The sequence below is a fragment of the Telluria sp. RB2R28 genome (assembly GCF_059685835.1).
In genome coordinates, this window is the sequence record NZ_JCASIK010000002.1 from 45,906 (window position 1) to 72,245 (window position 26,340).

Annotated in this window: 24 protein-coding genes; 14 read left to right on the top strand and 10 right to left on the bottom strand. The window is 66.3% G+C overall.

The window, feature by feature from the left end; all coding sequences use genetic code 11:
- Nucleotides 1-7 precede the first annotated feature (7 nt).
- A complete protein-coding gene (locus tag AC56LV_RS07860) occupies nucleotides 8-217 on the bottom strand; it encodes a twin-arginine translocation signal domain-containing protein (RefSeq protein ID WP_499556826.1) in 210 nt (69 codons plus the stop codon).
- Nucleotides 207-878, bottom strand: coding sequence for a TorD/DmsD family molecular chaperone (locus AC56LV_RS07865; protein WP_499556827.1), 672 nt, complete (start codon nucleotides 876-878; stop codon nucleotides 207-209). Before AC56LV_RS07865 ends, AC56LV_RS07860 begins: the two co-directional genes overlap by 11 nt.
- 235 nt (nucleotides 879-1,113) lie before the next feature.
- Here AC56LV_RS07865 and AC56LV_RS07870 point away from each other — a divergent pair, with 235 nt between their 5' ends.
- The 5 genes from AC56LV_RS07870 to AC56LV_RS07890 all read left to right on the top strand — a co-directional run bounded on the left by AC56LV_RS07870 (nucleotide 1,114) and on the right by AC56LV_RS07890 (nucleotide 4,622).
- Nucleotides 1,114-2,010: a formate dehydrogenase accessory sulfurtransferase FdhD gene (locus AC56LV_RS07870; RefSeq protein ID WP_499556828.1), complete on the top strand. Its 897-nt coding sequence runs from the start codon at nucleotides 1,114-1,116 to the stop codon at nucleotides 2,008-2,010.
- Nucleotides 2,011-2,718, top strand: coding sequence for an ABC transporter permease (locus AC56LV_RS07875; RefSeq protein ID WP_499454400.1), 708 nt, complete (start codon nucleotides 2,011-2,013; stop codon nucleotides 2,716-2,718).
- Nucleotides 2,715-3,368 carry an energy-coupling factor ABC transporter ATP-binding protein gene (locus AC56LV_RS07880; protein ID WP_499556829.1) on the top strand — a complete coding sequence of 218 codons (654 nt, stop codon included), beginning with the start codon at nucleotides 2,715-2,717 and terminating at the stop codon, nucleotides 3,366-3,368. The genes AC56LV_RS07875 and AC56LV_RS07880 overlap by 4 nt, the downstream gene beginning before the upstream one ends.
- Before the next feature lie 25 nt (nucleotides 3,369-3,393).
- Nucleotides 3,394-4,203 carry an ABC transporter substrate-binding protein gene (locus AC56LV_RS07885; protein ID WP_499556830.1) on the top strand — a complete coding sequence of 270 codons (810 nt, stop codon included), beginning with the start codon at nucleotides 3,394-3,396 and terminating at the stop codon, nucleotides 4,201-4,203.
- 239 nt (nucleotides 4,204-4,442) lie between these two features.
- On the top strand, nucleotides 4,443-4,622 hold the full coding sequence (locus AC56LV_RS07890) for a hypothetical protein (RefSeq protein WP_499556831.1): 180 nt from the start codon (nucleotides 4,443-4,445) through the stop codon (nucleotides 4,620-4,622).
- A gap of 256 nt (nucleotides 4,623-4,878) precedes the next feature.
- On the opposite strand, the gene AC56LV_RS07895 is transcribed toward AC56LV_RS07890, so the two are convergent.
- Nucleotides 4,879-5,220, bottom strand: a complete 342-nt coding sequence (locus tag AC56LV_RS07895) for a hypothetical protein (protein ID WP_499556832.1) — start codon at nucleotides 5,218-5,220, stop codon at nucleotides 4,879-4,881.
- A gap of 516 nt (nucleotides 5,221-5,736) precedes the next feature.
- On the opposite strand from AC56LV_RS07895, the gene AC56LV_RS07900 reads away from it, so the two are divergent.
- Entirely contained in the window at nucleotides 5,737-7,149 is a 1,413-nt protein-coding gene (locus AC56LV_RS07900; RefSeq protein ID WP_499556833.1) for an SRPBCC family protein, read from the top strand.
- Nucleotides 7,150-7,399: 250 nt separating this feature from the next.
- On the opposite strand, the gene AC56LV_RS07905 is transcribed toward AC56LV_RS07900, so the two are convergent.
- Genes AC56LV_RS07905 through AC56LV_RS07920 form a run of 4 tightly spaced genes read right to left on the bottom strand, consistent with a single transcriptional unit; the run spans nucleotide 7,400 to nucleotide 12,190 of the window.
- Complete coding sequence (locus AC56LV_RS07905) at nucleotides 7,400-7,792, bottom strand: RidA family protein (protein ID WP_499556834.1); 393 nt, start codon at nucleotides 7,790-7,792, stop codon at nucleotides 7,400-7,402.
- Between the two features lie 21 nt (nucleotides 7,793-7,813).
- Nucleotides 7,814-8,980, bottom strand: coding sequence for an acyl-CoA dehydrogenase family protein (locus AC56LV_RS07910; RefSeq protein ID WP_499556835.1), 1,167 nt, complete (start codon nucleotides 8,978-8,980; stop codon nucleotides 7,814-7,816).
- Nucleotides 8,980-9,819: an enoyl-CoA hydratase family protein gene (locus AC56LV_RS07915; protein WP_499556836.1), complete on the bottom strand. Its 840-nt coding sequence runs from the start codon at nucleotides 9,817-9,819 to the stop codon at nucleotides 8,980-8,982. The genes AC56LV_RS07910 and AC56LV_RS07915 overlap by 1 nt, the downstream gene beginning before the upstream one ends.
- 40 nt (nucleotides 9,820-9,859) lie before the next feature.
- Nucleotides 9,860-12,190 (bottom strand): bifunctional salicylyl-CoA 5-hydroxylase/oxidoreductase, encoded by a 2,331-nt coding sequence (locus AC56LV_RS07920; protein ID WP_499556837.1) that lies wholly within the window; start codon nucleotides 12,188-12,190, stop codon nucleotides 9,860-9,862.
- 250 nt (nucleotides 12,191-12,440) lie between these two features.
- On the opposite strand from AC56LV_RS07920, the gene AC56LV_RS07925 reads away from it, so the two are divergent.
- The 4 genes from AC56LV_RS07925 (at nucleotide 12,441) to AC56LV_RS07940 (ending at nucleotide 20,156) form a co-directional block, all read left to right on the top strand.
- A complete protein-coding gene (locus AC56LV_RS07925; RefSeq protein WP_499556838.1) occupies nucleotides 12,441-14,669 on the top strand; it encodes a hybrid sensor histidine kinase/response regulator in 2,229 nt (742 codons plus the stop codon).
- A gap of 166 nt (nucleotides 14,670-14,835) precedes the next feature.
- Nucleotides 14,836-17,154, top strand: coding sequence for a putative bifunctional diguanylate cyclase/phosphodiesterase (locus AC56LV_RS07930; RefSeq protein WP_499556839.1), 2,319 nt, complete (start codon nucleotides 14,836-14,838; stop codon nucleotides 17,152-17,154).
- A gap of 63 nt (nucleotides 17,155-17,217) precedes the next feature.
- Complete coding sequence (locus AC56LV_RS07935) at nucleotides 17,218-18,873, top strand: Na+/H+ antiporter (RefSeq protein WP_499556840.1); 1,656 nt, start codon at nucleotides 17,218-17,220, stop codon at nucleotides 18,871-18,873.
- A 104-nt stretch (nucleotides 18,874-18,977) separates the two neighbouring features.
- Nucleotides 18,978-20,156, top strand: coding sequence for a DNA topoisomerase IB (locus AC56LV_RS07940; protein ID WP_499556841.1), 1,179 nt, complete (start codon nucleotides 18,978-18,980; stop codon nucleotides 20,154-20,156).
- Between the two features lie 22 nt (nucleotides 20,157-20,178).
- Here AC56LV_RS07940 and pncB read toward each other — a convergent pair whose 3' ends face one another.
- The 3 genes from pncB to AC56LV_RS07955 all read right to left on the bottom strand — a co-directional run bounded on the left by pncB (nucleotide 20,179) and on the right by AC56LV_RS07955 (nucleotide 23,727).
- Nucleotides 20,179-21,366, bottom strand: coding sequence for a nicotinate phosphoribosyltransferase (pncB, locus tag AC56LV_RS07945; protein WP_499556842.1), 1,188 nt, complete (start codon nucleotides 21,364-21,366; stop codon nucleotides 20,179-20,181).
- 58 nt (nucleotides 21,367-21,424) lie between these two features.
- A complete protein-coding gene (locus AC56LV_RS07950) occupies nucleotides 21,425-21,961 on the bottom strand; it encodes an SET domain-containing protein (RefSeq protein ID WP_499556843.1) in 537 nt (178 codons plus the stop codon).
- A gap of 74 nt (nucleotides 21,962-22,035) precedes the next feature.
- Nucleotides 22,036-23,727: an AMP-binding protein gene (locus AC56LV_RS07955; protein WP_499556844.1), complete on the bottom strand. Its 1,692-nt coding sequence runs from the start codon at nucleotides 23,725-23,727 to the stop codon at nucleotides 22,036-22,038.
- A gap of 158 nt (nucleotides 23,728-23,885) precedes the next feature.
- Here AC56LV_RS07955 and AC56LV_RS07960 point away from each other — a divergent pair, with 158 nt between their 5' ends.
- The 4 genes from AC56LV_RS07960 (at nucleotide 23,886) to fnr (ending at nucleotide 26,183) form a co-directional block, all read left to right on the top strand.
- Nucleotides 23,886-24,152, top strand: coding sequence for a hypothetical protein (locus AC56LV_RS07960; protein ID WP_183553191.1), 267 nt, complete (start codon nucleotides 23,886-23,888; stop codon nucleotides 24,150-24,152).
- 107 nt (nucleotides 24,153-24,259) lie between these two features.
- A complete protein-coding gene (locus AC56LV_RS07965; RefSeq protein WP_499556845.1) occupies nucleotides 24,260-25,153 on the top strand; it encodes an SPFH domain-containing protein in 894 nt (297 codons plus the stop codon).
- Nucleotides 25,154-25,165: 12 nt separating this feature from the next.
- Entirely contained in the window at nucleotides 25,166-25,360 is a 195-nt protein-coding gene (locus AC56LV_RS07970) for a type II toxin-antitoxin system antitoxin (RefSeq protein ID WP_499556846.1), read from the top strand.
- A 43-nt stretch (nucleotides 25,361-25,403) separates the two neighbouring features.
- Nucleotides 25,404-26,183: a fumarate/nitrate reduction transcriptional regulator Fnr gene (gene fnr / locus AC56LV_RS07975; protein ID WP_499556847.1), complete on the top strand. Its 780-nt coding sequence runs from the start codon at nucleotides 25,404-25,406 to the stop codon at nucleotides 26,181-26,183.
- Nucleotides 26,184-26,340 lie beyond the last annotated feature (157 nt).

Genomic DNA, 26,340 nt, shown 5'->3' on the forward strand with positions numbered 1-26,340 from the left:
GTCGTCGCTACCAGTAGGCAGCCGTCTGATAGTAGCGGCGGATGTGTTCCGTCTCGTGGTAGCCGCGCTTTTCTGCAGGGTCGACCGCAACCGGGGTGACCTCGGGCGCGGCAGCGGTTGCCGCACCGGCCACCACCAGCGCGCCCAGTGGTGCGGCTTTCAGGAAGCTGCGCCGCGCCGGGTCGTGCAGCACGACAGGCTGTTCTTTATCGTCCATGATTGTTCTGGGCATTGACTTGTTCTCCTACTTCAAAGGCTTGCGCCTCGATGGCCAGGAAGGCAGCGCCAAGGCGCGCTACCAGGCGGTAATAATTGGCGCCTTCGGCGGCGGCGATATCGTCCAGTGCGCGTTCGCACCATGGCGCGATATGGCGCTCGAAAAAGTGTTGTTGCTGCTCGATCGATGCGCGCGCGCTGCCCGGCATGCCCAGGATCAGCACACGCATGGTCTCGCACAGCGCGCCCAGGTGATCCTCGAACTCGCCGACGCCACGCGCACGGCGCAGGCCCAGACGCGCCAGATCGGCGCGCAGTTCGGCCAGCGGCGTGTCATTCATGAAGCCGGCAAGATAGCGCGAACCGTAAGGATCCACCGGCGGCGTGCCGATGCTGATGAACAGGGTGTCGAACTCGGCGGCGACGGCACCCGCGTCCATCACGCTCGACGCCAGCGTCAGGTGCTCCCAGCAGCGCTCGAGTGCGGGGTCGCCGCCCTGTGCAACGATCGGGTTGCTGCTGGCAAGAGCGTCGAGCAGCGCCATGTCGGGCGGTGCGAGCAACAGGCGCGCCAGGAGCGCGTACAGATCGGCCCGGGCCTGGTCATCTGGGCTGGGCGGCGCGTGGAGCGCGTGGCTGGCAGGGAGCTGGATGGCATGCATTGCAGGGTCGGTCGCCTGTAATTACGAGTAAGTCGCGGTACAAGGTGTAACTGAACGTTACCGGCAGTTTAGTTGTCGGGAAATTATCGGGGCGCACAATTGAGAATATCAATCTCCGTCCGCGAGAATTTGCTGGCCACAGCACATGGCAGATCCGTAAAAGTCAGCCGCCCCTTCCGTGCGCGAGCCGGGTCGGCTTATACTTTTATAAAATATTCAACACAGGAGGCGCTGCTTGACCATCGATGACCTCACCGTGCACGCCGTGCCCGGCTGCCGGCCGGCGCTGTCCGATGCGCGCGCGGTCCTTACCCGCGACATACTGTCGGTCGATGAACGCGGGCGCCGCAAGGTGCTGGCGATTCCCGCCGAGCGCCCCCTGACGGTATATGTCGACAAGCGCGAACTCGTCACCCTGATGACGCTGGGCAGCGCGCCCGAAATGCTTACGCTTGGCTATCTGCGCAACCAGCGCCTGGTGCGCAAGCTGGCCGACATCGTCTCGATCCAGGTCGACTGGTCGGTCGACGCGGTGGCCGTCGTCACCCGCAGCGGCATTGCCGACATCGAACAGCGCACAGCAAAAAAAGTCGTCACGACCGGTTGCGGCCAGGGCTCGGTGTTCGGCGGCCTGATGGATGAAGTGGACAGCATCGTGCTGCCGCCGGATGCCCGCCTGACCCAGTCGAGCGTGTACCGCATCGTCGAGACCATCCGCACCCAGCAATCGGTCTACAAGCAGGCTGGCTCGGTGCACGGCTGCGCACTGTTTACACGCGATGGCGAGTTGCTGTACTTCGTCGAGGACGTGGGCCGCCACAATGCGGTGGACGCGATCGCCGGCCTGATGTGGCTGGACGGCGTGGATGGCGCCGACAAGATTTTTTATACCACTGGCCGCCTGACGTCCGAAATGGTGATCAAGGGCGCCCAGATGGGCATCCCGTTCCTGCTGTCGCGTTCGGGCACCACGCAGATGGGCCAGATGGTGGCCGGGCGGGTCGGCATGAGCCTGCTGACACGCTGCAGCGGCCGTCACTTCCTGCTGGTGGCGGGCCACGAGCGGCTGGTATTCGAGCCGCACCTGCCCGATACGCCGCAGGTGCGGCCGGCCGGCGAGCCTGTCACCTGAATGGGCCTGCTCGAGGCGACGAGCGGCGCCTTCGCGTTGCTGCTGCGCGGCGATGCGGCGCTGTGGCATATCGTGTGGGTCTCGGTCAAGACCACGTTGTCGGGCCTGATCCTGGCCACGCCCCCGGCCGTCGTGCTCGGTTACTTGATCGCGATGCACAGGTTTCCGGGGCGGCGCATCGCCGTCTGGCTGGCGCAGGCCGCGTTGTCGCTGCCCACGGTGCTCATCGGCCTGCTTCTCTACCTGATGCTGTCGCGGCGCGGCCCGCTGGGCGATCTGGGATGGCTGTTCTCGCAGCCGGGGATCGTCGCCGGCCAGTGCCTGATCGGCCTGCCGGTGCTGCTGGCGTTCACGCTGGCGGCCGTGCAGGCGCTCGATCCGCGCTACGCCGAAACCGCACTGGCCCACGGCGCCTCGCGCCTGCGCGTGATGTTTTCGGTCCTGCATGAAGCCCGTTATGGCGTGATGGCGGCCGTGATCAGCGGCTTCGGGCGCGTGATCTCGGAAGTAGGTTGCGCGCTGATGGTAGGCGGCAATATCGAAGGCCATACCCGCACCATCACGACCGCCATCGCGCTCGAGACCAGCAAGGGTGACTTCGCCCAGGGCATCGCGCTGGGGATCGTGCTGGTGACGCTGGCGCTGGCCATGAACGGCGTGCTCGTGCTGTTGCAGGGCGACGCGCACAATCCGGGAGCGCGCCTGTGACGCCGCTCCTGTCCGTGCACGCGCTGCACAAGCGCCATGGCGAGCGCCTGCTGTTCGATATCGGGCGCCTCGACATCGCGGCCGGCGCTGCCTACGTGCTGACCGGCGCCAACGGATCGGGCAAGAGCACGCTGCTGCGCATGCTGGGCGGTCTGGAACGCAGCGCTGCCTGCAGCGTCGAGTTCGATGGCTTGCACCTGCCCCTTTACCCTTATCCCCGCCAATTGCGGCATGCGATCGTCTACGTGCACCAGCATCCGATCATGTTTTCCACCAGCGTGGCCCACAATATCGGCTATGGCCTGCTGGCGCGCGGCGGCGACCGGCGTCTGCTGCGCGATCTGGTCGACGAAGCGATGGACTGGGCCGGCGTGACCCACCTGCGCGACAACGATCCGGCGCGCCTGTCGGGCGGCGAAAAGCAGCGCGTGGCGCTGGCGCGTGCCCGTGTGCTGCAGCCACGCCTGCTGCTGCTCGACGAGCCCACCGCGAACCTCGATGGCGCGGCGCGCGAACAGGTCATCGCCCTGATCCCGACCCTGATCGACCAGGGCGCCAGCGTGATCGTGGCCTGCCATGACCGCGATCTGATCAACCTGCCCGGCGTGCAGCGCCTGAAGCTGCGCGACGGGTGCCTCGAATCAAGATAATCCCAACCACCACCTGGAGAACCTCATGAAACGCCGCGTCGTCCTCGCCCTCGCCCTCGCACTCGCTCCTGCTCTTGCCTGCTCCGCTGCGCCGGCACAGGACGTGATTCGCCTGTCGACCACCACCAGCACCGAAAACTCGGGCCTGCTCAAGCAGGTGCTGCCGGCCTTCGAGGCCGCCACCGGCGCCCGCGTGCAGGTTATCGCGGTCGGCACCGGCAAGGCCCTCGAGCTGGCCAGGAACGGCGACGTTGACGTGGCACTGGTCCATGCCCGCACGCTGGAAGACAAGTTTGTCGCCGAAGGCTGGGGAGTGGACCGGCGCGACGTCATGTACAACGACTTCATCGTGGTGGGACCCGAGGCCGATCCGGCGCGCATCAAGGGCTCGAAAGACGTGATCGACGCCTTCAGGCGCATCACTGCCGCCAACGTGCGCTTCATCTCGCGCGGCGACAACTCGGGGACCGACGTGATGGAGAAAGCCTACTGGCAGCAGGCGGGGGCCAAACCGCAGGGAAGCAACTACGTGTCGGCCGGGCTGGGCATGGGCGAAGTGCTCAATATGGCCGCCGAGATGCGGGCCTACACGCTGACCGACCGCGCCACCTACGGCGCGTACAAGGCCAGGACGGGGCTGGCGATCGTGGTCGAGGGCGACAAGCGGATGTACAACCCGTACGGGATCATCGCGGTCAACCCTGCGAAGCACCCGGGCGTGAACTACAAGGGCGCGCAGCAGCTGATCGAATGGATCACGTCGCCGCAAGGGCAGCGCCAGATTACCGGGTTCAAGCCAGCGGGCGAGCAGTTGTTCTTTCCGCCAGCACGCTAAGGCCTGGCGCCGCCCGGTTCACCATGGCGCAGCAACGCCTCTGCCCGATGCAGCCCCCCGACATTGTTCACCCCGCCAACTATTGCTGCGGCGACGATGGATTGCCGGGTGGCCGATCAACAGCGCGAAGGCCGAGTCAGACCGTGCCGCACGATTGAAGCACTGCCGGCAATCATCAGGCGCAGCCATGCTAGTCTTCACGCACGGTCACGTTTTTGTTGAATTTTCAGGAGAACAGCATGAGCCAGAACCAATCCACCACCACTGCCGGTCCCCCCGCGGAGCACGAGTCCGAAGCCGACAAAGCCAAGCGCGAGGCAGGTGTCACCGAGCATAGCAGCCACGACCACATGTCACGCGAAAAGGCCAGCACGCATGAGGGTGCTGGCGGCGGTGCCAAACAGAAAGAAGATCACTGATTGCTGAGAATCGGGCGGCTTGCCATCCGCTTTGCGCCTGCTTTGTTGTACGGGTATCGTTACTGATCCGTACGACGAAGCCGGCTGGCCGGTCCTTCGCCAAGGACACCGGATCGGGTTCGATGGCGAAAAGACCGATCCATCAAGGTTTGTACACGACCGCCCTCCCCCTCCCTGCTGGTCGCCCGCGACACGGATTCAGCAGGGCGCGGCAAGCGGACTTCTCACCGCCCCCCCCTGTTGACCTTAACGGTCGTTAAAAGCTGCTGTTGGCCGCGCCGTGGGCCGGATCGACGTCGATCCCTCCGTGGTGTTCCAGAATGGCGGCAGCCCGTTCGAGCTGGAAAGCTTCTGCAACGGTCACCGTCATCATGCACAGGTCGCCGCGAACGGCGGGCTTGAAGACGTCCTCGTAATCGGTGCCGCCTTTGACAGCGGGCGAGTCGCCCACATAGAAATTGCTTTCGGCAGGACCTGCCTCATCGGTGGTGACATTGACGTTGATGCCGTCACCGTCGAAGCCCTCGGCCAGCAAGCCATTGCGGGCCGCCTCGGCCGCTTCGAAATTGGGCAGCATGCGAACGATATGGTGATTCATGTTATCTCCTTGTTTCATTTACAACCACCCTATCAGAATCCTGTGGCACGCGGCGCAGGCCACCTGAAGTGCGTGAACCCGCTCGTCGCCAAGGCTGGATCCAAGTCAATTGCTATGCGGCAAACGAACGCCGGGAACGCGAAACCGTGGTGTATGCTAAATGCAATGCACGCAGATACCTGCGCGGCTTCACCAGACCGACGGCGTCGCAGGCGCTCTCGCATCGGTGAAGCTCGAGAACGGCGTACTGCTACTGACCCTGCAAAAAGCAGGCTGACAAAGCACGTCGTCTGACCATTCATTGCTCACCGGGTTTTGCCCGAATCGCGTGATGGTTCGCCGGAACGCACTGCAACGCATGACTGCGAAGCGGTGCGTTTTTTTATGCATGCGAAGCGACGCTGCAAAGCACGATGAATAGTCAGTAACAGACCAGTGATGGACCGAGTATGCCGTGGCACCGCCCAGGCGACAAGGTCCAGCACGACACAGTACAACTAACCGAGAGGAGTCGACATGAACGAATCGAACGATCAGGGAAACAACGCAGGTAAATGGATTGGCGCCGCAGTGGCTGGCGCCCTGCTGATGTATGCTTTTGACCCCGACCGCGGCCCGAAACGCCGTGCACGCGCCAAGGGCGCACTGCGCGACGCGCGTCACCGCGGCGCCGACAAGCTCGAACACGCGCTACACACTGCCGGCGAGCGTTTCGATTCGGCGCGCGAGCGTGCTGAATCGGTGTACCTGCGCGCCGGCGCCCGCCTGGCCGGCGCCGCCCACGCTGCCGGTGACCGCCTGGCCGAGGCATCGCACGAAACCCGCGACCGCCTCGAACGCGCGCGCGGCCGCCTGGCCGAAGCATCGTACGATGCACGCGACCGCGCCTCGCACGCGGCCGACTACGCGCGTGACCGCGTATCGCATGCTGCCGACACCGCACGTGACCGCGTGTCGCACGCTGCCGACACGGCCCGCAGCACCGCCGCCCGCGCTGCCGACGATGCACGTGACTACGCCGACGACGTCCGTTCGCGCGCGCACCAAGTCGCCAACGATGCGCGTGACCGCGCCAGCTACGCTGCCGACAAGGCACGCAGCAGCGCCAATGACGTTGCCGACAAAGCTCGAAACAGCGCCGATGACGCCGCCGACCGCGCACGTGAACGCGCCGACATCGCCCGTGAAAACCTGGCGCAGGCCGCGCACAGCGCCGGCAACGGCGCCCGTGCCCGCGCCAGCGAGGTGGGCAACCAGGTACGCGAATGGACCGATCACCTGACGCAGGCCTTCGGCTCGCGCGGCCCGACGCTGACCAACTCGGCGCTGCTGGGCACCAGCGCGCTCAGCATCGTCGGCCTGGCGCGCCGTTCGCCGGCCGTCGCCCTGCTGGGCCTGGGCGCGCTGGCAGTGCTGCTGCGCAGCGACCGTGGCCGCAACCTGGTCGATTCGCTGCGTCACCGCGGCGACGCAAGCCGCGTCGAAGTCGAGAACAGCGTCTTCATCGATGCCTCGCCACGCGAAGTCTTCGATGCCTGGGCCGATGTGGAAAACTTCCCGCGCTTCATGTCGCACGTGACCGAAGTGCGTGACCTCGGCCACCGCCGCTCGCACTGGGTCGTGCGCGGCCCGGCAGGCATGGAATACGCATGGAATGCGGTCATGACCGAGCAATCGCGTCCGGATCGCCTGTCGTGGCGCAGCGAGCCGGGTTCGGAAATCGAACAGGATGGCAGCGTCACGTTCGAGTCCGTCAACGGCGGCACGCGCGCGACGGTGCGCATCAGCTACGCGCCACCAGCGGGCGTGCTGGGCCACGGCGTGGCACGCATGCTGGGCGTCGATCCACAGCGTCAGATGGATGACGACCTGGCGGAGATGAAAGCGTTCATTGAACGTGGTGGTGCGCGTGGCGCAGGCCGCCGCTAACGCGTTCCTGCGTCGCCCCGCCTGACGGTAGGCGGCGCGACGGCGCAAGACCATGAATGGCCCCAAGCGGGGCCATTCGTTCGTCCGGGCAGTCGGTAGGGTGGGCGGGTTTCCCGCCCACGCGTTCAATTCCCCTTGCATATCACGGAGCGAGCGTGGATTGAACGCGTGGACGGCATAGCCGTCCACCCTACATCTTTGCACACGCCATTACCCCCAATGTAGGGCCATTCGTTCGTCCGGGCAGCGCTCAATCCGGAATGATCGCCGTGACCTCGATCTCCACCCGCGCGCGCTCTTCCATCAGGCCCGCCACCTGCACCGCCGTCATCGCGGGATAATGGCGCCCGATAACGTCACGGTAGGCCGCGCCCAGCGCCGGTCCGGCATCGAGATATTCGCGCTTGTCGAGCACATACCAGGTCATGCGCACGATGTGTTCCGGGTCGGCACCCGCTTCACGCAACACGGCCACGATATTGGCCAGCGCCTGGCGCGACTGCCCGACGAAATCGTCCGTCTCGAACCGGCCTGCCGGCGTCCAGCCGACCATCCCGCTGACATGCACCTGCCGGCCACGCGCGACAACACCGTTGGCATAACCTTTCGGGCGCGGCCAGCCAGGCGGTTGCAAGAATTCCATCAAATCTCCAGGCATGTGGCCTCAGTGTTGCGGCGCGAGCAGTTCGCGCGCGATGATCAGGAGCTGCACTTCACTGGCTCCCTCGTAAATGCGCAGGGCGCGGATCTCGCGGTACAGACCTTCCACGACCTGACCCCGTTGCACGCCCTGCCCGCCAAACAGCTGCACCGCGCCGTCGATCACGCGCTGCGCCGATTCGGTCGCGGCCAGCTTCGCCATCGCCGCTTCTTTTGTAACGCGCTTGCCACTGTCGCGCAGCCATGCCGCGCGGTAGGTCAGCAGCGCGGCGGCGTCGATCTCCAGCGCCATCTGCGCCAACCGGGCCTGCGTGAGCTGAAAGTCGGCGAGCAGCTTGCCAAACACGGGGCGCGCCTGCGCATGCGCCAGTGCTTCGGCCATGGCGCGCCGCGCGAAGCCCAGCGCCGCTGCCGCCACCGATGTGCGAAACACGTCGAGGGTGGCCATCGCGATCTTGAAGCCATCGCCCTCAAGGCCGACCAGGCAGGCAGCCGGCACCCGGCAACCGTTGAAGCAGAGGCGCGCTAGCGGATGCGGCGCGATCACCTCAATGCGCTCGGCGACTTCGAGGCCTGGTGTGGCCGCATCGACGATGAAGGCCGAGATGCCACGTGCGCTGCGCTCCACCGCTTCGCCCGTGCGCGCGAACACGACATAGAAGTCGGCGATGCCGCCATTCGAGATCCAGGTTTTTTCGCCATCGAGCACCCAGGCATCGCCGTCGCGCCGCGCCGCGCATTGCAGCGCCGCGACGTCGGAGCCGGCCGCAGGCTCGGACAGCGCGAAGGCAGCAATCGCACTGCCATCGGCCACGCGCGGCAGCCAGCCTTGGCGCTGGGCAGCGCTGCCGAACAGCGAGATTGCCCCGCTGCCCAGGCCCTGCATTGCGAACGCAAAATCGGCCAGGCCGGCATGGCGCGCCAGCGTTTCGCGGATCAGGCAAATGGCGCGGGTGTCGATCGCGGCGTGCGCACCGCCATGCTTGATGCCGGCCACGGCGTGGCGCAGCCAGCCGCCCTGCCCCAGCCTCGTGACCAGCGCGCGGCAGACGGCGTCGACATCGGCCCCGTGCGCGTCGGCCAGGTGTGCGGCAGCCCAGGCGTCGAGTTCACGCGCCAGCACGCCGTGATGCACATCGAAAAATGGCCAGTCGAGAACATCGGGTTCCATCAATTGCCCTCGAACTGCGGCCGCTGCTTGCCCACAAACGCCTGGTAGGCGCGCTGGAAATCCTGCGTCATCATGCAGATGGCCTGCGCCTGCGCCTCGGCCTCGATGGCTTCGTCGACGCCCATATTCCACTCCTGCTGCAGCATCTTCTTGGTCATGCCGTGCGCGAACGTCGGGCCAGCGGCCAGCAGCGCAGCGAACGCCTGCGCCTCTGCAAGCACCTCGCCCGGTGCGGACAAGCGATTGAAGAAGCCCCAGCGCTCGCCCTCCTCCCCATCCATCGAGCGGCCGGTGTACAGCAGTTCGGCCGCGCGGCCCTGGCCGATCACGCGCGGCAGCAAGGCGCAGGCGCCCATGTCGCAACCGGCCAGGCCCACGCGCGTAAACAGGAAGGCAGTGCGGCTGCGCGCCGTGGCGTAGCGGATGTCCGAGGCCAGCGCCAGGATCGCACCGGCGCCAGCGCACACGCCGTCCACCGCCGCGACGACCGGCTGCGGACAGGCGCGCATCGCTTTCACGAGGTCGCCCGTCATGCGCGTAAAGGCCAGCAGGCCGGGCATGTCCAGTTGCGTCAGCGGCCCGATGATCTCGTGCACATCGCCGCCCGAACAGAAATTCTCTCCCGCGCCGGTGAGCACGACCGCCTTCACGTCGTCGGCATATGCCAGCGCGCGAAACAGGTCGCGCAGCTCGGCGTAGGCGGCGAATGTCAGCGGATTCTTGCGTTCGGGCCGGTCGAGGGTCAGGGTCGCTACCCGCGTCGCGGGGTCAAGCGACATGCCGACGTGCTGCGCCGCGTAGCCGGTCAGGCCCGTTCGTTTGCCAGCTAGATCATGCATGCACTGCTCCCGATGATTCTTTCGAAAATGGACGAACCGGTCACGTAGCTGGCCGCCCGCGCGCCAGGCTGCGTTCGAGTTGCTGCTTGCCGGGCGCATACTGGCGTGGCCACGCGGCGCCAGTGTAGCCGATGCGCGCCGCCTCGTTCAGCGTCCACGCGGGATTGGCCAGGTGCCCACGCCCCACCGCGCACAGGTCGGCGCGGCCGGCAGCAATGATGCTGTTGACATGGTCGGCCTCGCTGATGCCACCGACGGCGATCGTCGGGATGCCGGCCTCATTGCGGATGCGGTCGGAAAACGGCGTCTGGTACATGCGGCCATACACGGGCTGCTCGGCCTTGCTCACCTGCCCCGACGAACAATCGATCATGTCGGCGCCGGCTGCGCGAAACAGGCGCGCGATCTCCACGGCGTCAATCGGCGTGATCCCGCCATCGACCCAGTCATGGCTCGAGATGCGCACGCTGATCGGCAGGTGCGCGGGCCAGGCCGCGCGCACGGCGGCAAACACGCGCAGCGGAAAGCGGCAGCGGTTTTCGAGACTGCCGCCATATTCATCGTCGCGCCGGTTGGTCAGCGGCGAGATGAAACTCGAGAGCAGGTAGCCGTGCGCGCAATGCAGTTCGAGCCAGTCGAAGCCTGCCTCGCTGGCGGCCAGCGTGGCGCGCACGAAATCGGCTTCGATCTGCGCCATGTCGGCCTGGCTCGCCTCGCGCGCCACCTGCGACACGCCGGCCAGGTATTGCTGGGGCGACGCCGCCACGAGCGGCCAGTTCCCGTCCGCGAGCGGCTGGTCGATACCTTCCCACATCGGCCGGGTCGAGCCCTTGGCGCCCGCATGTCCCAGCTGGATGCCGATTTTCGCGTCGCTTGCCGCATGCACGAAGTCGACGATGCGGGCCCAGGCCTGCGTGTGTTCGGGCAGGTAAAGTCCAGGGCAGCGCGGCGTGATGCGCGCGTCGGCCGACACGCAGGTCATCTCGGCGATCACCAGGCCGGCCCCGCCCAGCGCGCGTGCGCCGAGATGGGCCAGGTGAAAGTCGCCCGCCACGCCGTCGACGCACGCGTACTGCGCCATCGGCGAGACGACCACGCGGTTCTTGAGCAGCACGTCGCGCACCCGCAATGGCGTAAACATCGGCGGCGTGGACGCCGTTGGCGCGGCCACGCCGGCCTGCGCTGCCGCCCGCATGGCAAAGCGGCGCTCGAAGCCTTCTATATAGGCGGGGTCGCGCAGGCGCAGGTTTTCGTGCGACAGGCGCTGGCTGCGCGTGAGCAGCGAGTAGGCGAACGCGTCGGGCGGCATGGGAGCGTAGCGGGCCACGTTCTCGAACCATTCGGCCGAATTGCGCGCCGCGCTTTGCAGTTTGCTCACTTCGATCACGCGCGCGGCCTGGTAGCGCAGCAGCGCGGCATCGAGGTCGCCATCCGTTTCAACAGGCAGCTCGCTGGCCAGCGCGACGGCGTCTTCCAGCGCCAGCTTGGTGCCCGAGCCGATGGAGAAATGCGCCGTGTGCGCGGCGTCGCCCAGCAACACCAGCGGCACGCGCCGGCCATCGACGTCGAGCGCACCTACCCACTCGCGGCAGATCAACCGCGCAAAGCGGTGCCACATGGCGGCGCCGCCACGGCTGGCCTGCGTCAGGAGCGGCGCGCCGCCAAGAAGACTGGCGAACAGGCGCTCGCAAAACGCCAGCGTGACGGCGGCGTCCATGTCGGCCAGGCCGCTGGCGCGCCAGGTCGATTCCAGCGTTTCGACGATGAAGGTCGCATTCTGGTCATCGTATTGATACGCGTGGGCCTGGAACCAGCCATGCTCGGTCGCTTCAAAGGCAAACGTGAACGCGGCGAAACGGCGCAGGGTGCCAAGCCACACGTAGCGGCATCGCCCCTCCTGAAGGTCAGGCTGGAACACGGCGGCATGGCGCGTGCGGATCGCGCTGTGCACGCCGTCGGCGGCCACCACCAGGTCGGCGCCATGGCGGCGCGCCAGCGCCACCTCGTCCGTCACGTCGGTGTCGAACACGAGCGCCACGCCCGCGTCTTCGCAGCGCGCCTGCAGGATGCCGAGCAGGCGCTTGCGCGCGATGCCGCAAAAACCATGGCCATGCGAGGTGACGGTGGCGCCGCCGATCTGCACATCGATCGCATCCCAGCGGTTGAACGCGCCTTCAATGGCGCGCGCGCTGGGCGCATCGGCCAGCGCCAGATTGCCCAGCGTCTGGTCCGAAAACACGACACCCCAGCCGAACGTGTCGCCGGCCCGGTGGCGCTCGACGACCGTGACGGTGCGGCGCGGATCGCGCAGTTTCATGAGCAGGCCGGCGTACAGACCGGCGGGCCCGCCACCGACGCAGACGATGTTCATGGTGTCTCCTGATGCTGGGATGGCGCCTATCTTACCTGTGCCGATGCTTGACATGTCAACGACGCGTCGCGCACACGACACTCATCGACTGTGGCCAGGCCGATTTTTAGTACAATCAGGAAACGTTACGCCTGTATTCCCGCCGTATGCTGCGGGCCCATTCGATGAACCGTTCGCCAGACATGTTCCCCATCGCCCGCAAGATCGCGCTTTGTATCGTCACCACCACGCCGCAACCGGCGCCGCAGCGATGAGCAAGTCACCCGGCCGTTTTCGCCTGAACAGCCTGCGCAGCAGGCTGATGCTGCTGGTGCTGCTGGCCATCACGCCGATCGCCATCGTCACCGTGCTGGGGGGCCTGCGCGAGCGCGAAGCCGCGATCCGCGCGACCGAAGACAACCTCAAACGCCTGACCGCGCTGGCCGCCGCCAATGAGGCGCAGTCGATCGACCGCGCGCGCCAGATCCTGGTCGACCTGGCCAGCGTGCCGGACCTGATGGGCGACACGGCCGGCTGCAATGCGCTGCTGGCCAATGTCCTCGACCGCAACGAGCTGTACGTCAATTTTGGCCTCATCCAGCTCAATGGCGACGTCAGTTGCAGCGCGGTGCCGATGGTGCACCCGGTGAACCTGGGCGACCGCAGCCACTTCAAGCGCGCCGTCGCCGAACGCCGCTTCATCGCCGGCGACTATATTTTCGGGCGCGTGATCCGCCGCCATACGATCAACCTGACCTATCCGGTCACCGACCGCGATGGCCATGTGGTGGCGGTCGTGTTTGCCGCAATGGACCTGGCGGGCCTGGACACCTTTGTCAACGACATCAGCCTGCCGGCCGGCTCGATCCTCGAGACGGCCGACGCATCGGGCAAGCTGATTTCGCGCCGCCCCGATCCCGAGCAATGGTTCGGCAAACGTGTGCCCGCCCCGCTGTTTGCGGCGATGCGCGGTCCGCACGACAGCGCCCGCGTGATCCAGGGCGAGGATGGCGTCGAGCGCCTGCACGCGTTCGCGCGCGTCGGGCCGCCAACGCTGTCCGACTACACGGTCACGATCGGCGTGCCGACCGAAACCATCACGCGGGTGGCGCGCGAGGCGCAGCTGATGTCGCTGCTCGGCCTGGGCCTGACGACCATCCTGGCCCTGCTGGCGGCCTGGCTGGCGGGCGACAAGCTGATTGTCCGGCGCGTGCGCAAGCTGATGACGGTGGCGCGCCGCATCGCCGCCGGCGAACTCGACGCCCGCACCGGCATCGGGTCGAACAGCGAGGAAATCGGCCGGCTGGCCGCGGCCCTGGACGAGATGGCCCAGCACCTGCAGCAGAAAGAAGCCCAGCGCAGCCTGGCCGAACGCGAACTGCGCGCGGCCGACCAGCGCAAGGACGAATTCCTGGCGATGCTGGCGCACGAACTGCGCAACCCGCTCGCGCCGATCAGCACCGGCGCCCACCTGCTCAAGCTGCTCCATTCGGACAATGCGCAGATCACGCAGACCTGCGCCATCATCGCGCGCCAGGTCGAGCACATGACGAGCCTCGTCGACGACCTGCTGGACGTTTCGCGTGTAACGCGGGGGCTGGTGACGCTGTCGACCCAGATCCTCGACCTGCGCAAGGTGATCGACGACGCGGCCGAGCAGATTCGCCCGCTGATGCTCGCCCGCCGCCACAAAGTGGTGCTGGACATGCCGCCGGAACCGGCCAGTGTCAAGGGCGACCACAAGCGCCTGGTGCAGGTCGTCGCCAACCTGCTGGGCAACGCGACCAAGTACACGCCCGAGGGCGGCCACATCACGCTGCATCTGGCGCAGCAGGGCGACGCGTGGGTCATCGACGTGACCGACGACGGCATCGGCATGGACGCGCGCCTCGTCGAGCGCGTGTTCGATCTGTTCACCCAGGCCGAACGTACCCCGGACCGCTCGCAGGGCGGCCTGGGCCTGGGCCTGGCGCTGGCCCGCAGCCTGGTCGAACTGCACGGCGGCAGCGTCGGCGCGATGAGCGCCGGCCCGGGCCTGGGCAGCACGTTTACCGTGCGCCTGCCGTGCCATGCGCAGGCGATCCCGGCCGGGCCGGCCGCAGCGCCGCTGGCCGGCAACGCCAGCGCCGTCGGCCCCTTGCGCATCCTCGTGGTGGATGACAATGTCGATGCCGCCCAAACGCTGAGCCTGTTCCTGCGCGCGAGCGGCCATACGGTGGAAGTGGTCTATTGCGCGCTGGACGCGATCGATGTCGCTGCCGTGTTCAAGCCGCAGGTCTGCCTGCTCGACATCGGGCTGCCCGACATCGACGGCAACGAACTGGCGCGGCGCCTGCGCGCGTTGCCCGACATGGAGAACGCGACGCTCATCGCGGCGACCGGCTATGGACGCCAGCAAGACCGCGAACAGGCGCGCCAGGCGGGGTTCGACCACTATCTGGTCAAACCAATCAACACGCTGCAATTGGGCGATCTCCTGGCGCAGGCAAGCGCCCACTGAAGCCGGCACCGTCACTGAACCGCCCTTTCGGGCGGGCTCGTTTCATTGGCACAACAGAGCGCCAAATATTGCGTGACAGTTATCATTGCGCCTGCATAGAATTTGCTTCAACGAAATTTACTATGCTCCGGAGAAATTCCGTGCGGCGTGCCGAACAGGATGCTTCATGCCAATTCCTCCAGATGATATCGCGCAGTGGCGCACCAAAGTCTTTACGACCATCCTGCCGATCGTCGTGGCGCTGGGATTCGTTGCCGCCGTGCCCAGCATCCCGCTGCTCATCAGCAAGGGCAAATGGCCGGTCATCGTCATGGACCTGGTGGCGATGGCATGGCTGCTGGCCATCTGGCGACTCGACCGGGTCTCGCACAAGGCCCGCATTCGTAATTTTATTGCGATGCTGTTCCTGGTATCCGTCGGGCTGCTGTTTGCGGTGGGGCCGGTTGGCCTCGTCTACATGACGGCCCTGCCCGCGCTGACCGTCATCCTGCTCGGCATGCGCCAGGCCCTCATCATCCTTGCCCTGGGCGCCGCCTGCGTACTGCTGCTTGGCGTGAACGGCCAGGTGCACCTGTATGTCCCCGGCCTGGAACGAAATGGCCTGGCATCGGCGATCGTGGTCGTCATCAACTTCTGCTGCGTCGGCGTGCTGATCACGATCACCAGCGGCACGCTGCTCAAGGGCCTGGCACGCTCGCTCCTCGAATCCCGCACGGCTGCCGCCGGTCTTGAAGCAGGCCAGTTGCGCCTGCACGCCGTCAATGACGAACTGCGCCTGACAGCGGCCGCAGTCGCGCGCCTGAACGACATGGTCATGATCGCGCGCATGGTTGACGCGCCTGGCGCCGAGCAGCCGATCATCTTTGCCAACGACGCGCTGCTGCGCCACACCGGCTACGCGCGCGAAGAAGTCATCGGGCGCAGCGTGCGCATGCTCGAAGGGCCGGACACGGACCAGGAGACGGTCAGGCGCGTGATCACGGCCGTGATGCACAAGGAAGCCGCCAGCGCCGAAATGGTCCTGTACACGAAGCACGGCACGCCGTATTGGGTGGAGGCCGAGATGGTGCCATTCTCCGGCGACAGCGGCGCGATCACGCACTGGGTCATCGTCAGCCGCGACGTGACCGAGCGGCGCAATGCCGCCGATGCGATCCATCGCCTCGCGTTCTACGACGTGCTGACCGGCCTGCCGAACCGGCGCCTGCTGATGGAGCGGCTCGATGTGGCGGTGGCCGGCGCCCGCGCGGCCGGCTCCATGGCGGCCGTGCTGTACGTCGACATCGACAACTTCAAGACCGTCAACGACGCACGCGGCCATGCCATCGGCGACCAGCTGCTCAAGAACGTGGCTGATCGCCTGGTGGCGATGACCGGCGACGACGGCTGCGTGGCACGCCTGGGCGGCGATGAATTCGTCGTCCTGCTCGACGCGCTGGGGCAGCATGCGCACCAGGCCACCGGCCGCGCGCTGGCCGTGGCCGAGCGGATCCGGGCCGCACTCGCCGACAAGATCATCATCGACGCCCAGCGCTACTACGCCACCAGCAGCATCGGCGTGGCGCTCACCGCACCCGGCAACGCGCAGCACACTGTGCACGACCTGCTGCGCGAAGCCGACACCGCGATGTACCACGCGAAGTCGCGCGGCCGCAATGGCGTGGCGCTGTTTGAACCGGGCATGCTGTCCGACGCCGAAGGCCGCCTGACGCTCGAGCGCGACCTGGGCCAGGCGCTCGACAACGGCGAACTGTCGCTGCACCTGCAGCTGCAGGTCGACGGCGCACGCGTGCCGAGCGGCGCCGAACTGCTGATGCGCTGGCGCCGCAAGGATGGCAGCAGCGTGCCGCCCGACGTCTTTATTCCGGTGGCCGAGTCGAGTGGCCTGATCGTGGCGCTGGGCGACTGGGTGCTGCGCGAAGCCTGCCTGGCCTGGCACGTGCTGGACCGCGCCGGCCACCGCTTCCCGCTGTCGGTCAATGTCAGCCCGATGCAGTTCCGCCAGCACGACTTCGTCACCCGGGTTGAAGCGATCCTGGACGAGACGGGTGTGCCGCCGGGCCAGCTGATCTTTGAAGTCACCGAAGGCTTGCTGGTCGATCGCCTCGACCAGACCATCGAGCGGATGCATGCGCTGGCTGCACTCGGCATCCGCATCTCGATCGACGATTTCGGCACCGGCTATTCGAGCCTGTCGTACCTGACCCGGATGCCGCTGTACGAACTGAAGATCGACAAGAGCTTTATCCGCGACACCCCGCACGACAAGAACGGCACCGCCATCGTGCAGTCGATCCTGGCGATGGCCGGCCACCTGGGCCTGCGCGTCGTGGCCGAAGGCGTCGAGACCTCGGCCCAGGCCGAGTACCTGGCCGCGCACGGCAACGCCTGCATGCAGGGTTATCTGTTCCACCGGCCGATGCCGCTCGAGGCGCTGCTGGCCGAACTGCCGGCTGCGCCCCAGGCCAGTTTGTCCGCCGCCTGATCAACAGCGTCGCCACGGGGGGCTTTGATCCCTTATCATCCTGTCTTGAACAGGGAGATGTTGATGGATGAAGTGGGAATCGTGCTGGCCATGCTGCTGGCGGTGGTGGCCAGCGGCTACCTGGTGCGCATGCTGCCGTTCGCGGTGCCGCTGCCGCTGATGCAGATCGCGCTCGGCGCGGCGATTGCCGGCAGCACCGGCCATGGCGTGCGGCTCGAACCGCACATCTTCTTCCTCGTGTTCCTGCCCCCGCTGCTGTTTCTCGACGGCTGGCGCATCCCCAAGGTCGGGCTGTTCCGCGACCGCTCCACGATCCTCGAACTGGCCCTGGGCCTGGTGCTGTTTACAGTGCTCGGCGCGGGCTTTTTGATTCACTGGCTGATTCCGTCGCTGCCGCTGGCCGTGTGCTTCGCCCTCGCCGCGATCCTGGCGCCTACCGATCCGGTCGCGGTGTCGTCCATCGCCGCGCGCGTGCCGATCCCGCCGCGCCTGATGCACATCCTCGAGGGCGAGTCGCTGCTGAACGACGCGAGTGGCCTGGTGTGCTTCCGCTTCGCCGTGGCCGCTGCCCTGACCGGCACCTTTTCGCTGGGCGAAGCCACGCTCACGTTCCTGTGGGTGGCGCTGGCGGGCGTGGCCATCGGCGCGGGCATCACGGTGGGGGTGAGCTGGGCCCAGCGCCAGCTGGGCGCGCGCATCGGCGAGGAAAGCGGCTCGCCGATCCTGATCAACCTGTTGCTGCCGTTCGGCGCCTATCTGGCAGCCGAGCATCTGGGCGCCTCGGGCATCCTGGCGGCAGTCGCGGCCGGCGTGACGATGAGCTACGTTGAATTGAGCGGGCGCGCGGCCGCCACGACGCGCGTGCGGCGCGCGGTGGTGTGGGACACGGTGCAGTTCGCACTCAACGGCATCATGTTCGTGCTGCTGGGCGAGCAGCTCCCCAATATTCTCGAGGCAGCCCTGGTCGCACCCGAACTGCCGCGTGCGAACGACGTGTGGTGGCTGGTCACCAACGCGCTGGCCATCAGCTTTGGCCTGATCCTGCTGCGCTTCATCTGGGTCTGGGTCTCGCTGCGCCTGACGCTGCTGAACGCACGGCGCCAGAAGCTGCCGGAGTACCGCCCCAATCCGCGCCTGATCCTGGCCACGTCGCTGGCCGGCGTGCGCGGCGCGATCACGCTGGCTGGCGTGCTTACGCTGCCACTGGCAATGCCGGGCGGCGCGCCGTTCCCGGGGCGCGACCTCGTGATTTTCCTGGCCAGCGCCGTGATTGTCGTCTCGCTCGTGCTGGCCAGCGTCGGCCTGCCGCGTGTGCTGCGCGGCCTCGAACTGCCGCACGATTCGGCGCATGACAGCGAAGAGGCAAACGCCCGCCACGCCGCCGCGCTGGCCGCGCTCGAAGCCATCGCCAACGCACCGCCACCGCCGCCCACCTCGGGCTGCGATGCGCAAGGCGCGGTCGAGATGCATGCCAGCGCGATCGACCAGGTGCGCAGTCTGTACCAATACCGCCTGGATGGCGGGATTGGCGGCGGCGGGGGCGACGTCGGTCCGGCGCAAGCCCGCGCCGCCGAAGACGCCGAGCGCCACTACCGCCTGGCGGCGCTGGAGCACGAACGGGCCGTGCTGCTGCGCATGGCGCGCAACAACACCTTGTCCGACGAAGTCGCGCGCAAGCTGCTGCGCGAGATCGACCTGGTCGAGGCGCGCTATCGGTGAACCGGGCCTGCTGCAGGCTGTCCCGCACTCCGTTATCTTGCGTACAGTGCGGGCCCCTGCCCGGGCGTAGCATCGACGTGATACCCACCATTCGCGAAACAGCCATGCCCAGCCAGACCCTTGATGCCGTCGACACACTCGACACCAAAGATTCCACCAGCGCCGCGCGTGCGGCCGGCCTGCGCTACGTGCACGATGGCCGCGCCGGCATCCACCGTGAGGCCGTCAAGGACGGCTTTCGCTACCTGGACGCGCACGGCGCGCCGGTGGAGGATGAAACCACCCTGGCGCGCATCAAGGGCCTCGTGATTCCGCCGGCGTGGCAGGACGTCTGGATCTGCGCGCAGGCCAACGGCCACCTGCAGGCGACGGGGCGCGATGCGCGCGGGCGCAAGCAATACCGCTACCATCCGAAGTGGCGCACGGCGCGCGACGAAGTGAAGTACGAACGGATGCTCAAGTTCGGCGACGCGCTGCCGGCGATTCGGCACGAGGTCGACCGCGCCCTCAAGCTGCCCGGCCTGCCCCGCGAAAAGGTGCTGGCCACGATTGTCTACCTGCTCGAAGCGACGATGATGCGGGTCGGGAACGAGGAATACGCGCGCACCAACAAATCGTTCGGCCTGACGACGCTGCGCAACCGCCACGTCAAAGTCGATGGCAGCGATGTGCAATTCAGCTTCCGCGGCAAGAGCGGCGTGTACCACAAGGTCAAGGTGCACGACCGGCGCCTGGCGGGCATCGTCAAGCGCACGCGCGACCTGCCGGGCCAGGAACTGTTCCAGTACATCGACGACGATGGCGAGACGCACAGCGTCGACTCCAGCGACGTCAACGACTACCTGCGCAACATCACAGGCGAAGAGTACACGGCCAAGGATTTCCGTACCTGGTCAGGCACCGTGCTGGCGGCGCTGGCCTTGCAGGAGTTCGAGAAGTTCGACTCCGAGACGCAGGCGAAAAAGAACATCGTGCGCGCGATCGAGTCGGTGGCCGAAAAGCTCGGCAACACGCCGACGATCTGCCGCAAGTGCTACGTGCACCCGGCCGTGCTGGACGCCTACCTCGAGGGCGCGCCGCTGGACGTGATGCGCGAACGGACCGAAGAAAAGCTGGCCGAAGACCTGCACGCGCTGCAGCCCGAAGAAGCGGCCGTGCTGGCAATGCTGCAGCAGCGGCTGAAGCACGAAGAAGAAAAGCCACGCGCGGCGCCGCGCAAGAAGGCTGCGCCGAAAGCTGCGGCAAAGAAGCCGGCACGACGTCGCGAGCCGGTCGCAGCATAAAAACAGGATGTCAACGACCCGGCTAGACCGGGTGGTTGAACACCTGGCGCAGGTAGGCGATATAGGTGACGTCGGTGCACTGCGACTTGCCCGGCTCGTCCGACAGCTTGGCCACCGGCTGGCCGTTGCAGCGCACGAGCTTCATGACGATATTGATCGCCGGGAAAGGCGTGTCGTTGGTCAGCTTGGTGCCGATACCGAAGCCCGTCATCACGCGGTCGGCGAAATGGCGGTACAGGTTCAGGGCCTTGGGCATCGTCAGCGCGTCCGAGAACACGAGGCGCTTGGTGCGCGCGTTGATGCGCAGGCGCGCGTAATGGGCCAGCGCTTTTTCGCCCCACACGACCGGATCGCCCGAGTCGTGGCGCAGGCCGTCGAACAGCTTGGCGAAGTACAGGTCGAAGTCGGCCAGAAACGCGTCCATGCCGACGACATCGGTCAGCGCCGTGCCCAGGTCGCCCCGGTATTCCTGCACCCAGTTCTCGAGCGCGGCGCTCTGGAAGTCGACCAGGCGCGTGCCGAAGGCCTGGTGCGCCTGCAGGTATTCATGCGCCATCGTGCCGATCGGGACCAGGTTGAACTTGTAGGCCAGGTAGACGTTCGACGTGCCCTTGAAGTAGACCGGCAGCTCGCGCGCGAGCGTCTGCACCACTTCGTCGTGCCACTCGCCCGAAAAGCGGCGGCGCACGCCGAAGTCGAAGAACTCGAACGGGTTGGCGCGCGGGGCTTCTTCACCGAACGCGCGCAGCTCGGCGATCTTCTGGCGCAGGCGCGCACGCGCCACGTCCATGGCCTCGGCCTGGTCGAAGCGGCGGAAATACAGCTCGTTGACGATGTACAGCACAAAGATTTCATAGCCCATCACGTGCACCAGCGGGCCGCTGGCGCGGATACGCAGATGCGGGCCGTCAGTCGTGACCTCGATGAACTTGCGCTGAAAGCGAAACAGCGTGAGGAAGTCGGCGAAGTCGCCCTTGATGAAGCGCAGTCCGCGCAGGTAGGCGACTTCATCCTCGGTAAACATCATGGAGCACAGGTGATCGAGCTCGCGTTCGATGTCGGCCTTGAGCTCTGCCAGCGGATAGGCCGGCTCGTTACGGCAGCGGAATTCGTACTCGCCCGTCGCGCCCGGGTGGCTGTGCAGCAAGGCCTGCCACATCGTGAATTTATACAGATCGGTTTCAAGCAGGCTGCGAACTACTGGTTTCATCGTTGCTCCAGGTCGATGACGGGTCGGGCCGGCCTGACCAGGCCAGCCGGGGCTTGGTTCATTTTCCGGCGGCTGGCGTGCGGGTGCGGCGCTTTGGCGCAAGCATCGTGCCCGTGCAGCCGGGCGTACCGCAGCGGCAGGCGAACAGTTTCTTGAGCTTGGGTGTATGACGCTCTTCGTAGATCAGGGCGTAATTGTAGTTCAGCTCTTCACCGGCGTCGATGTCGTGCAGCGCGTGGATATACACCTTGCCTTCATCTTCGTACGCTTCGCAGTTGGGCGAGCACGCGTGGTTGATCCAGCGCGCTTCGTTGCCGCGTCGGCCACCATCGATCACCCGGCCGTCGGCCAGGCTGAAATAGAAGGTATGGTTGACGGGGCCGCCGGCCTTTTCGGCGCGCTCGGTCGCGAGGTCCCAGCTGATGCGCTCACCGCGGTACTCGATGATGCGCTCGCCCGCGGCGATCGGCTTCCTGGCGAAAACGCCGTTACCGTGAATCGGCGACTGGCGCACTTCGTACGACGGGCCGCTGTCTGGCGTGGCCGTGGCGGTGCTGGTGTCAGCCGGCGTGGCTGGGGTTCGCTTGGTGGTCATCAGAGTGGCGCAAGGACGAGAAAAAGAGAGCGTCCATTATGGCCGCATTCGCGCGAAACCCCACGCACTCACGGCTAGACGGGGAAATCCTCCTCGCGGTATTCGGGCGCATCGTCCGCGTCGCCGCGTCGCCCTGCTTCTTCGCGCCGCAACTCGACGCGCCGGATCTTGCCCGAGATGGTCTTGGGCAGCTCGCGGAACGTGATGCGCCGGATCCGCTGGTACGGCGCCAGCCGCGCGCGGCTGAACGCGAACAGCGCGGCGGCCAAGTCGCGGCTCGGTGCAATGCCGGCGCGCAGCGTGACGAACGCCTTTGGCACCGACAGCCGCAGCGGGTCGGGACTCGGTACGATCGCCGCTTCGAGCACGCTCTCGTGTTCGATCAGCACACTTTCGAGCTCGAAGGGGCTGATGCGGTAATCGGCCGACTTGAACACGTCGTCGTTGCGGCCCACATAAAAATAATAGCCGTCGCTGTCGATCGCCGCCGTGTCGCCCGTGTGGTAGTGGCCGGCGCGCATGACGTCGCGCGTCTTGTCGGCGTCGCCCTCGTAGCCCGCCATCAGGCCCACCGGATTGGCGGCAAGCACCACCGCGATCTCGCCTTCGGTGGCCGGTGCGTCGTCGATGTCGAGCAGCGCGATGCGGTAACCCGGCAGCGCGCGGCCCATCGAGCCGGGCTTGAGGGGCTGGCCCGGTGAATTACCGATCTGGCAGGTGGTTTCGGACTGCCCGAAACCGTCGCGGATACGGATACCCCAGGCGCGCTCGACCTGCTCGATGACTTCGGGATTGAGCGGCTCGCCCGCCCCCACCAGTTCGCGCAGGGCCGGCTTGCAGGCTGCCAGGTCTTCCTTGATCAGCATGCGCCAGACGGTCGGCGGTGCGCACAGCGAGGTCACGCCGCAGCGCTCGATCACGTTCAGGACGGCGGCGCCGGCAAAGCGTTCGTAGTTATAGACAAACACGGTGGCGCCCGCGTTCCAGGGTGCGAAGAAACAGCTCCAGGCATGCTTGGCCCAGCCGGGCGAGCTGATATTCCAGTGGATGTCGCCTGCCTGCAGGCCGATCCAGTACATCGTCGACAGGTGGCCAACGGGATAGCTCTGGTGCGTGTGCAGCACGAGCTTCGGCCGCGCCGTCGTGCCGGACGTGAAGTACAGCAGCAGCGGATCGGTGGCCAGCGTCTCGCCCTCGGGCACGAACACGCTCATCACGGCGTGGCTGGCGGCGTAGTCATGCCAGCCTTCATTGCTGCCTTCGTGCGCGCCGCCCACCGCGATCCGGGTAAAACAGCCCGGCAGCGCATCGAACTTGTGCGCCTCGGATGCCTGCGCGATCACGTGCCTGACGGCGCCGCGCGCGATCCGGTCGGCCAGGTCGTCGCCGGAAAGCAGCATCGTCGTGGGCACCAGCACGGCGCCCAGCTTGATCCCGGCGAGCATGACTTCCCATAGTTCGACCCGGTTCGGCAGCATCAGCAGCACCCGGTCGCCACGCCGCACGCCGCAGTTGCGCAGGTACTCGGCCACCTGGCTCGAGCGGGCGGCCATGTCGGCGAACGTGATCTTGTGCTCGGTGCCGTCTTCGTCGACGATCCACAGGGCGATGCCGTGGTTGTCCCGGGCCTGGTGGTCGAAAAAGTCGAGCGCCCAGTTGAAGGTGGTCAGTTGCGGGGGCTGGTAGTCGCGGCAGGCGGTGTCGTAGTCGAGCCGGTGCTGCTGGAGGAAGTCTCGCGCCTGCACGAAGCGCTGGGTGGGCGTCATGGTGGTCTCCTGATGGGGTTGCAGGGGCAGGCTGCGCCGCGGCGCGCCTGCTGTCGTGCTGCCACGCCATCATGCCACCAAATGCGCGCGGCTTGCCAATTCCCGTTGGCGGCCCGTTTCGAGAGTAGAATTCGGCTCCAACAAACTAAAGGCACGTGATGAAAAAGACTGACATGGCAAAAGGCGACGCCAAGAAGATTCAAGGCCAGATGGCTGCCCGGGGCGCCGTCGTCGGCGCGCCGGCAAAAGATGCGGCGCCGGATCGCCGCGAACAGCGCGAACGCGACCGCGCGCTGGGACTGGTGCCGTTCGCCGTCAAGCTCAATGGCGATCTGGTGGCGCAGTTGCAAACGCTGAGCAAGGAGCGCGGCGTTGAACTCAATGCGCTGGTGGCCGAGCTGCTGCAAAAAGGCCTGGCCGACTAACGCTGACTGGCAGTTTCGGGGCGTTCACAAAATCGCTTGACAATACTTTCTGGCAATCCTAGAGTGATATCACTTTGATGTCACACCCACCCAGAAGAGGTTCAAGCATGAACGCATCGCACACCCGCCGCGAAAAGGCATTTTCGTCCGCGAATGGCTACCTGGCCGCCTGCGCCGGCATCGTTTTTCTGTTGGGTGCGGCCTACCTGTTCAAGACCGGGATCGAGACGCCCGACGGCCTGTTTCTGCTGGGCGCAGTCGCGCTGGGACTCGCCGGCCTGCTCTGCCTGACAGGCCTGTTCATGCTGCAGCCTAACGAAAGCGCCATCCTCACGCTGTTCGGCAAGTACATCGGCACCGACCGCAGCGAAGGCCTGCGCTGGGCCTTCCCCTTGTACGTCAAGCGCCGCCTGTCGCTGCGGGCCCGCAACTTCAATGCGCCCACGCTGAAAGTCAACGACAAGCGCGGCAACCCGGTGGAAATCAGCGCGGCCGTCGTCTGGCGCGTGCGCGATACCGCGCAAGCCGTGTTCGAAGTCGACGATTTCGAACGCTACGTGTCGATCCAGGCCGAAGCGGCGCTGCGGCACCTGGCCTCGCAATACGCGTACGACGAAGGCGAAGATCTGCCGCAGGGCGAGACCACGCTGCGCGCCGGCATGGACGTCGTTGCCGATGCCCTCAAGACCGAACTGCAGGCGCGCTTCGAAGCCGCCGGTGTCGAGGTGCTCGACGCCAAGCTGACCCACCTTGCCTATGCAGCGGAGATTGCCCAGGTCATGCTGCGGCGCCAGCAGGCCGAAGCCATCATCAGCCCCCGCAGCAAGATCGTGCATGGCGCCGTGAGCATGGTCGAAGCAGCGCTGAAAGGGTTGTCGGAGCGCGGGATCGTCGAGCTGGACGACGAGCGCAAGGCGGCGATGGTCAGCAATCTCCTCGTGGTACTGTGCTCGGACAAGGAAACGCAACCGATCATCAACACGGGCACGCTGTACAACTAGCGGCCGACCAGTATGGCAAGTCCAGGAAAAAAAGCATTCGCGCTACGGATCGACCCGGCACTGTGGGATGAACTGCAGCGCCTGGCCGCGCGCGACCTGCGCAGCGTGAACGCGGAAATCGAATTCCTGCTGCGCGAAGGCCTCACCCGCCGCGGCGTGAAGCTGGGCGAACCAAAGGGCCAGAGCGATACTGACGGGGAAAGCTGACGGCGGGACTATAATCAGGGCTGAACCTTTGCCGGCCTATCCCATGATTCCCGCCTCACCCTCCCCGTCTGCAACACCCCCCACGTCCACCCCGCTTGTGAACATCCAGGCGCTCAAGTCCTGCTCCGGGTGCAGCATGCACCAGCTGTGTCTTCCGATGGGCCTCGAAGACGCCGACATCGTGCGCCTCGACCAGATCATCGGCCGGCGCCGGCGGCTGGCGCGCGACGAGCGCCTGTACCAGGTGGGCGAGCCGTTTCGCAACCTGTACGCGGTGCGCTTCGGCCACTTCAAGACCTTCCAGATCAACGCCGCCGGCGAAGCGCAGATCACGGGCTTTCAGATGGCGGGCGAATTGCTGGGCATGGACGCGATCAGCGGCACCCACCACTGCGACGCCGTCGCGCTCGAGGACAGCGAAGTCTGCGAAATCCCCTTCGTGCGGCTCGAAGAACTGTTCGGCGAAGTGCCGGCGCTGCTGCGCCACTTCCACCGCATCATGAGCCAGGAAATCACGCGCGAGCAGAACGTCATGCTTTTGCTGGGCAATATGCGCGCCGAGCAGCGCTTTGCCGTCTTCCTGGTCAACCTGTCGGCGCGCTACGCGGCGCGCGGCTACTCAAGCACGCAGTTCCAGCTGCGCATGTCGCGCGAAGACATCGGTAATTACCTCGGCCTGACCATCGAGAGCATCAGCCGCCTGCTGTCGCGCTTCAAGAAACAGGGCTGGCTTGCCGTCGACAAGCGCGAGGTCACGCTGCTCGATCCGGCCAAGCTCAAGGCGCTGGCGGCGGGCACGGATGTGTGCAGCCCGATGGAATGATGCGGAGATCGAAGCGGGTAGCGCCCGGCGCACCCTCGTAGCGCAAGTTGTAATACCCGGTTTCAAAGCCAGCAGGCGCAGCCAGGCGGACGTAAGATCGGCACCGAATCGTCGTAACGATTCATTCAATACGCCCTGACTACCTACCTGACCATTG

Excerpts from the sequence above, each read along its gene's own strand:
- AC56LV_RS07910 (WP_499556835.1), bottom strand. The coding sequence starts at position 8,980 with ATGGAACCCGATGTTCTCGACTGGCCATTTTTCGATGTGCATCACGGC.
- AC56LV_RS07935 (WP_499556840.1), top strand. The coding sequence starts at position 17,218 with ATGGATGAAGTGGGAATCGTGCTGGCCATGCTGCTGGCGGTGGTGGCC.
- AC56LV_RS07865 (WP_499556827.1), bottom strand. The coding sequence starts at position 878 with ATGCATGCCATCCAGCTCCCTGCCAGCCACGCGCTCCACGCGCCGCCC.
- AC56LV_RS07920 (WP_499556837.1), bottom strand. The coding sequence starts at position 12,190 with ATGAACATCGTCTGCGTCGGTGGCGGGCCCGCCGGTCTGTACGCCGGC.
- AC56LV_RS07925 (WP_499556838.1), top strand. The coding sequence starts at position 12,441 with ATGAGCAAGTCACCCGGCCGTTTTCGCCTGAACAGCCTGCGCAGCAGG.
- AC56LV_RS07940 (WP_499556841.1), top strand. The coding sequence starts at position 18,978 with ATGCCCAGCCAGACCCTTGATGCCGTCGACACACTCGACACCAAAGAT.
- AC56LV_RS07950 (WP_499556843.1), bottom strand. The coding sequence starts at position 21,961 with ATGACCACCAAGCGAACCCCAGCCACGCCGGCTGACACCAGCACCGCC.
- AC56LV_RS07955 (WP_499556844.1), bottom strand. The coding sequence starts at position 23,727 with ATGACGCCCACCCAGCGCTTCGTGCAGGCGCGAGACTTCCTCCAGCAG.
- AC56LV_RS07900 (WP_499556833.1), top strand. The coding sequence starts at position 5,737 with ATGAACGAATCGAACGATCAGGGAAACAACGCAGGTAAATGGATTGGC.
- AC56LV_RS07905 (WP_499556834.1), bottom strand. The coding sequence starts at position 7,792 with ATGGAATTCTTGCAACCGCCTGGCTGGCCGCGCCCGAAAGGTTATGCC.
- AC56LV_RS07960 (WP_183553191.1), top strand. The coding sequence starts at position 23,886 with ATGAAAAAGACTGACATGGCAAAAGGCGACGCCAAGAAGATTCAAGGC.
- AC56LV_RS07895 (WP_499556832.1), bottom strand. The coding sequence starts at position 5,220 with ATGAATCACCATATCGTTCGCATGCTGCCCAATTTCGAAGCGGCCGAG.
- AC56LV_RS07965 (WP_499556845.1), top strand. The coding sequence starts at position 24,260 with ATGAACGCATCGCACACCCGCCGCGAAAAGGCATTTTCGTCCGCGAAT.
- AC56LV_RS07970 (WP_499556846.1), top strand. The coding sequence starts at position 25,166 with ATGGCAAGTCCAGGAAAAAAAGCATTCGCGCTACGGATCGACCCGGCA.
- AC56LV_RS07875 (WP_499454400.1), top strand. The coding sequence starts at position 2,011 with ATGGGCCTGCTCGAGGCGACGAGCGGCGCCTTCGCGTTGCTGCTGCGC.
- pncB (WP_499556842.1), bottom strand. The coding sequence starts at position 21,366 with ATGAAACCAGTAGTTCGCAGCCTGCTTGAAACCGATCTGTATAAATTC.
- AC56LV_RS07885 (WP_499556830.1), top strand. The coding sequence starts at position 3,394 with ATGAAACGCCGCGTCGTCCTCGCCCTCGCCCTCGCACTCGCTCCTGCT.
- fnr (WP_499556847.1), top strand. The coding sequence starts at position 25,404 with ATGATTCCCGCCTCACCCTCCCCGTCTGCAACACCCCCCACGTCCACC.
- AC56LV_RS07860 (WP_499556826.1), bottom strand. The coding sequence starts at position 217 with ATGGACGATAAAGAACAGCCTGTCGTGCTGCACGACCCGGCGCGGCGC.
- AC56LV_RS07890 (WP_499556831.1), top strand. The coding sequence starts at position 4,443 with ATGAGCCAGAACCAATCCACCACCACTGCCGGTCCCCCCGCGGAGCAC.
- AC56LV_RS07915 (WP_499556836.1), bottom strand. The coding sequence starts at position 9,819 with ATGCATGATCTAGCTGGCAAACGAACGGGCCTGACCGGCTACGCGGCG.
- AC56LV_RS07930 (WP_499556839.1), top strand. The coding sequence starts at position 14,836 with ATGCCAATTCCTCCAGATGATATCGCGCAGTGGCGCACCAAAGTCTTT.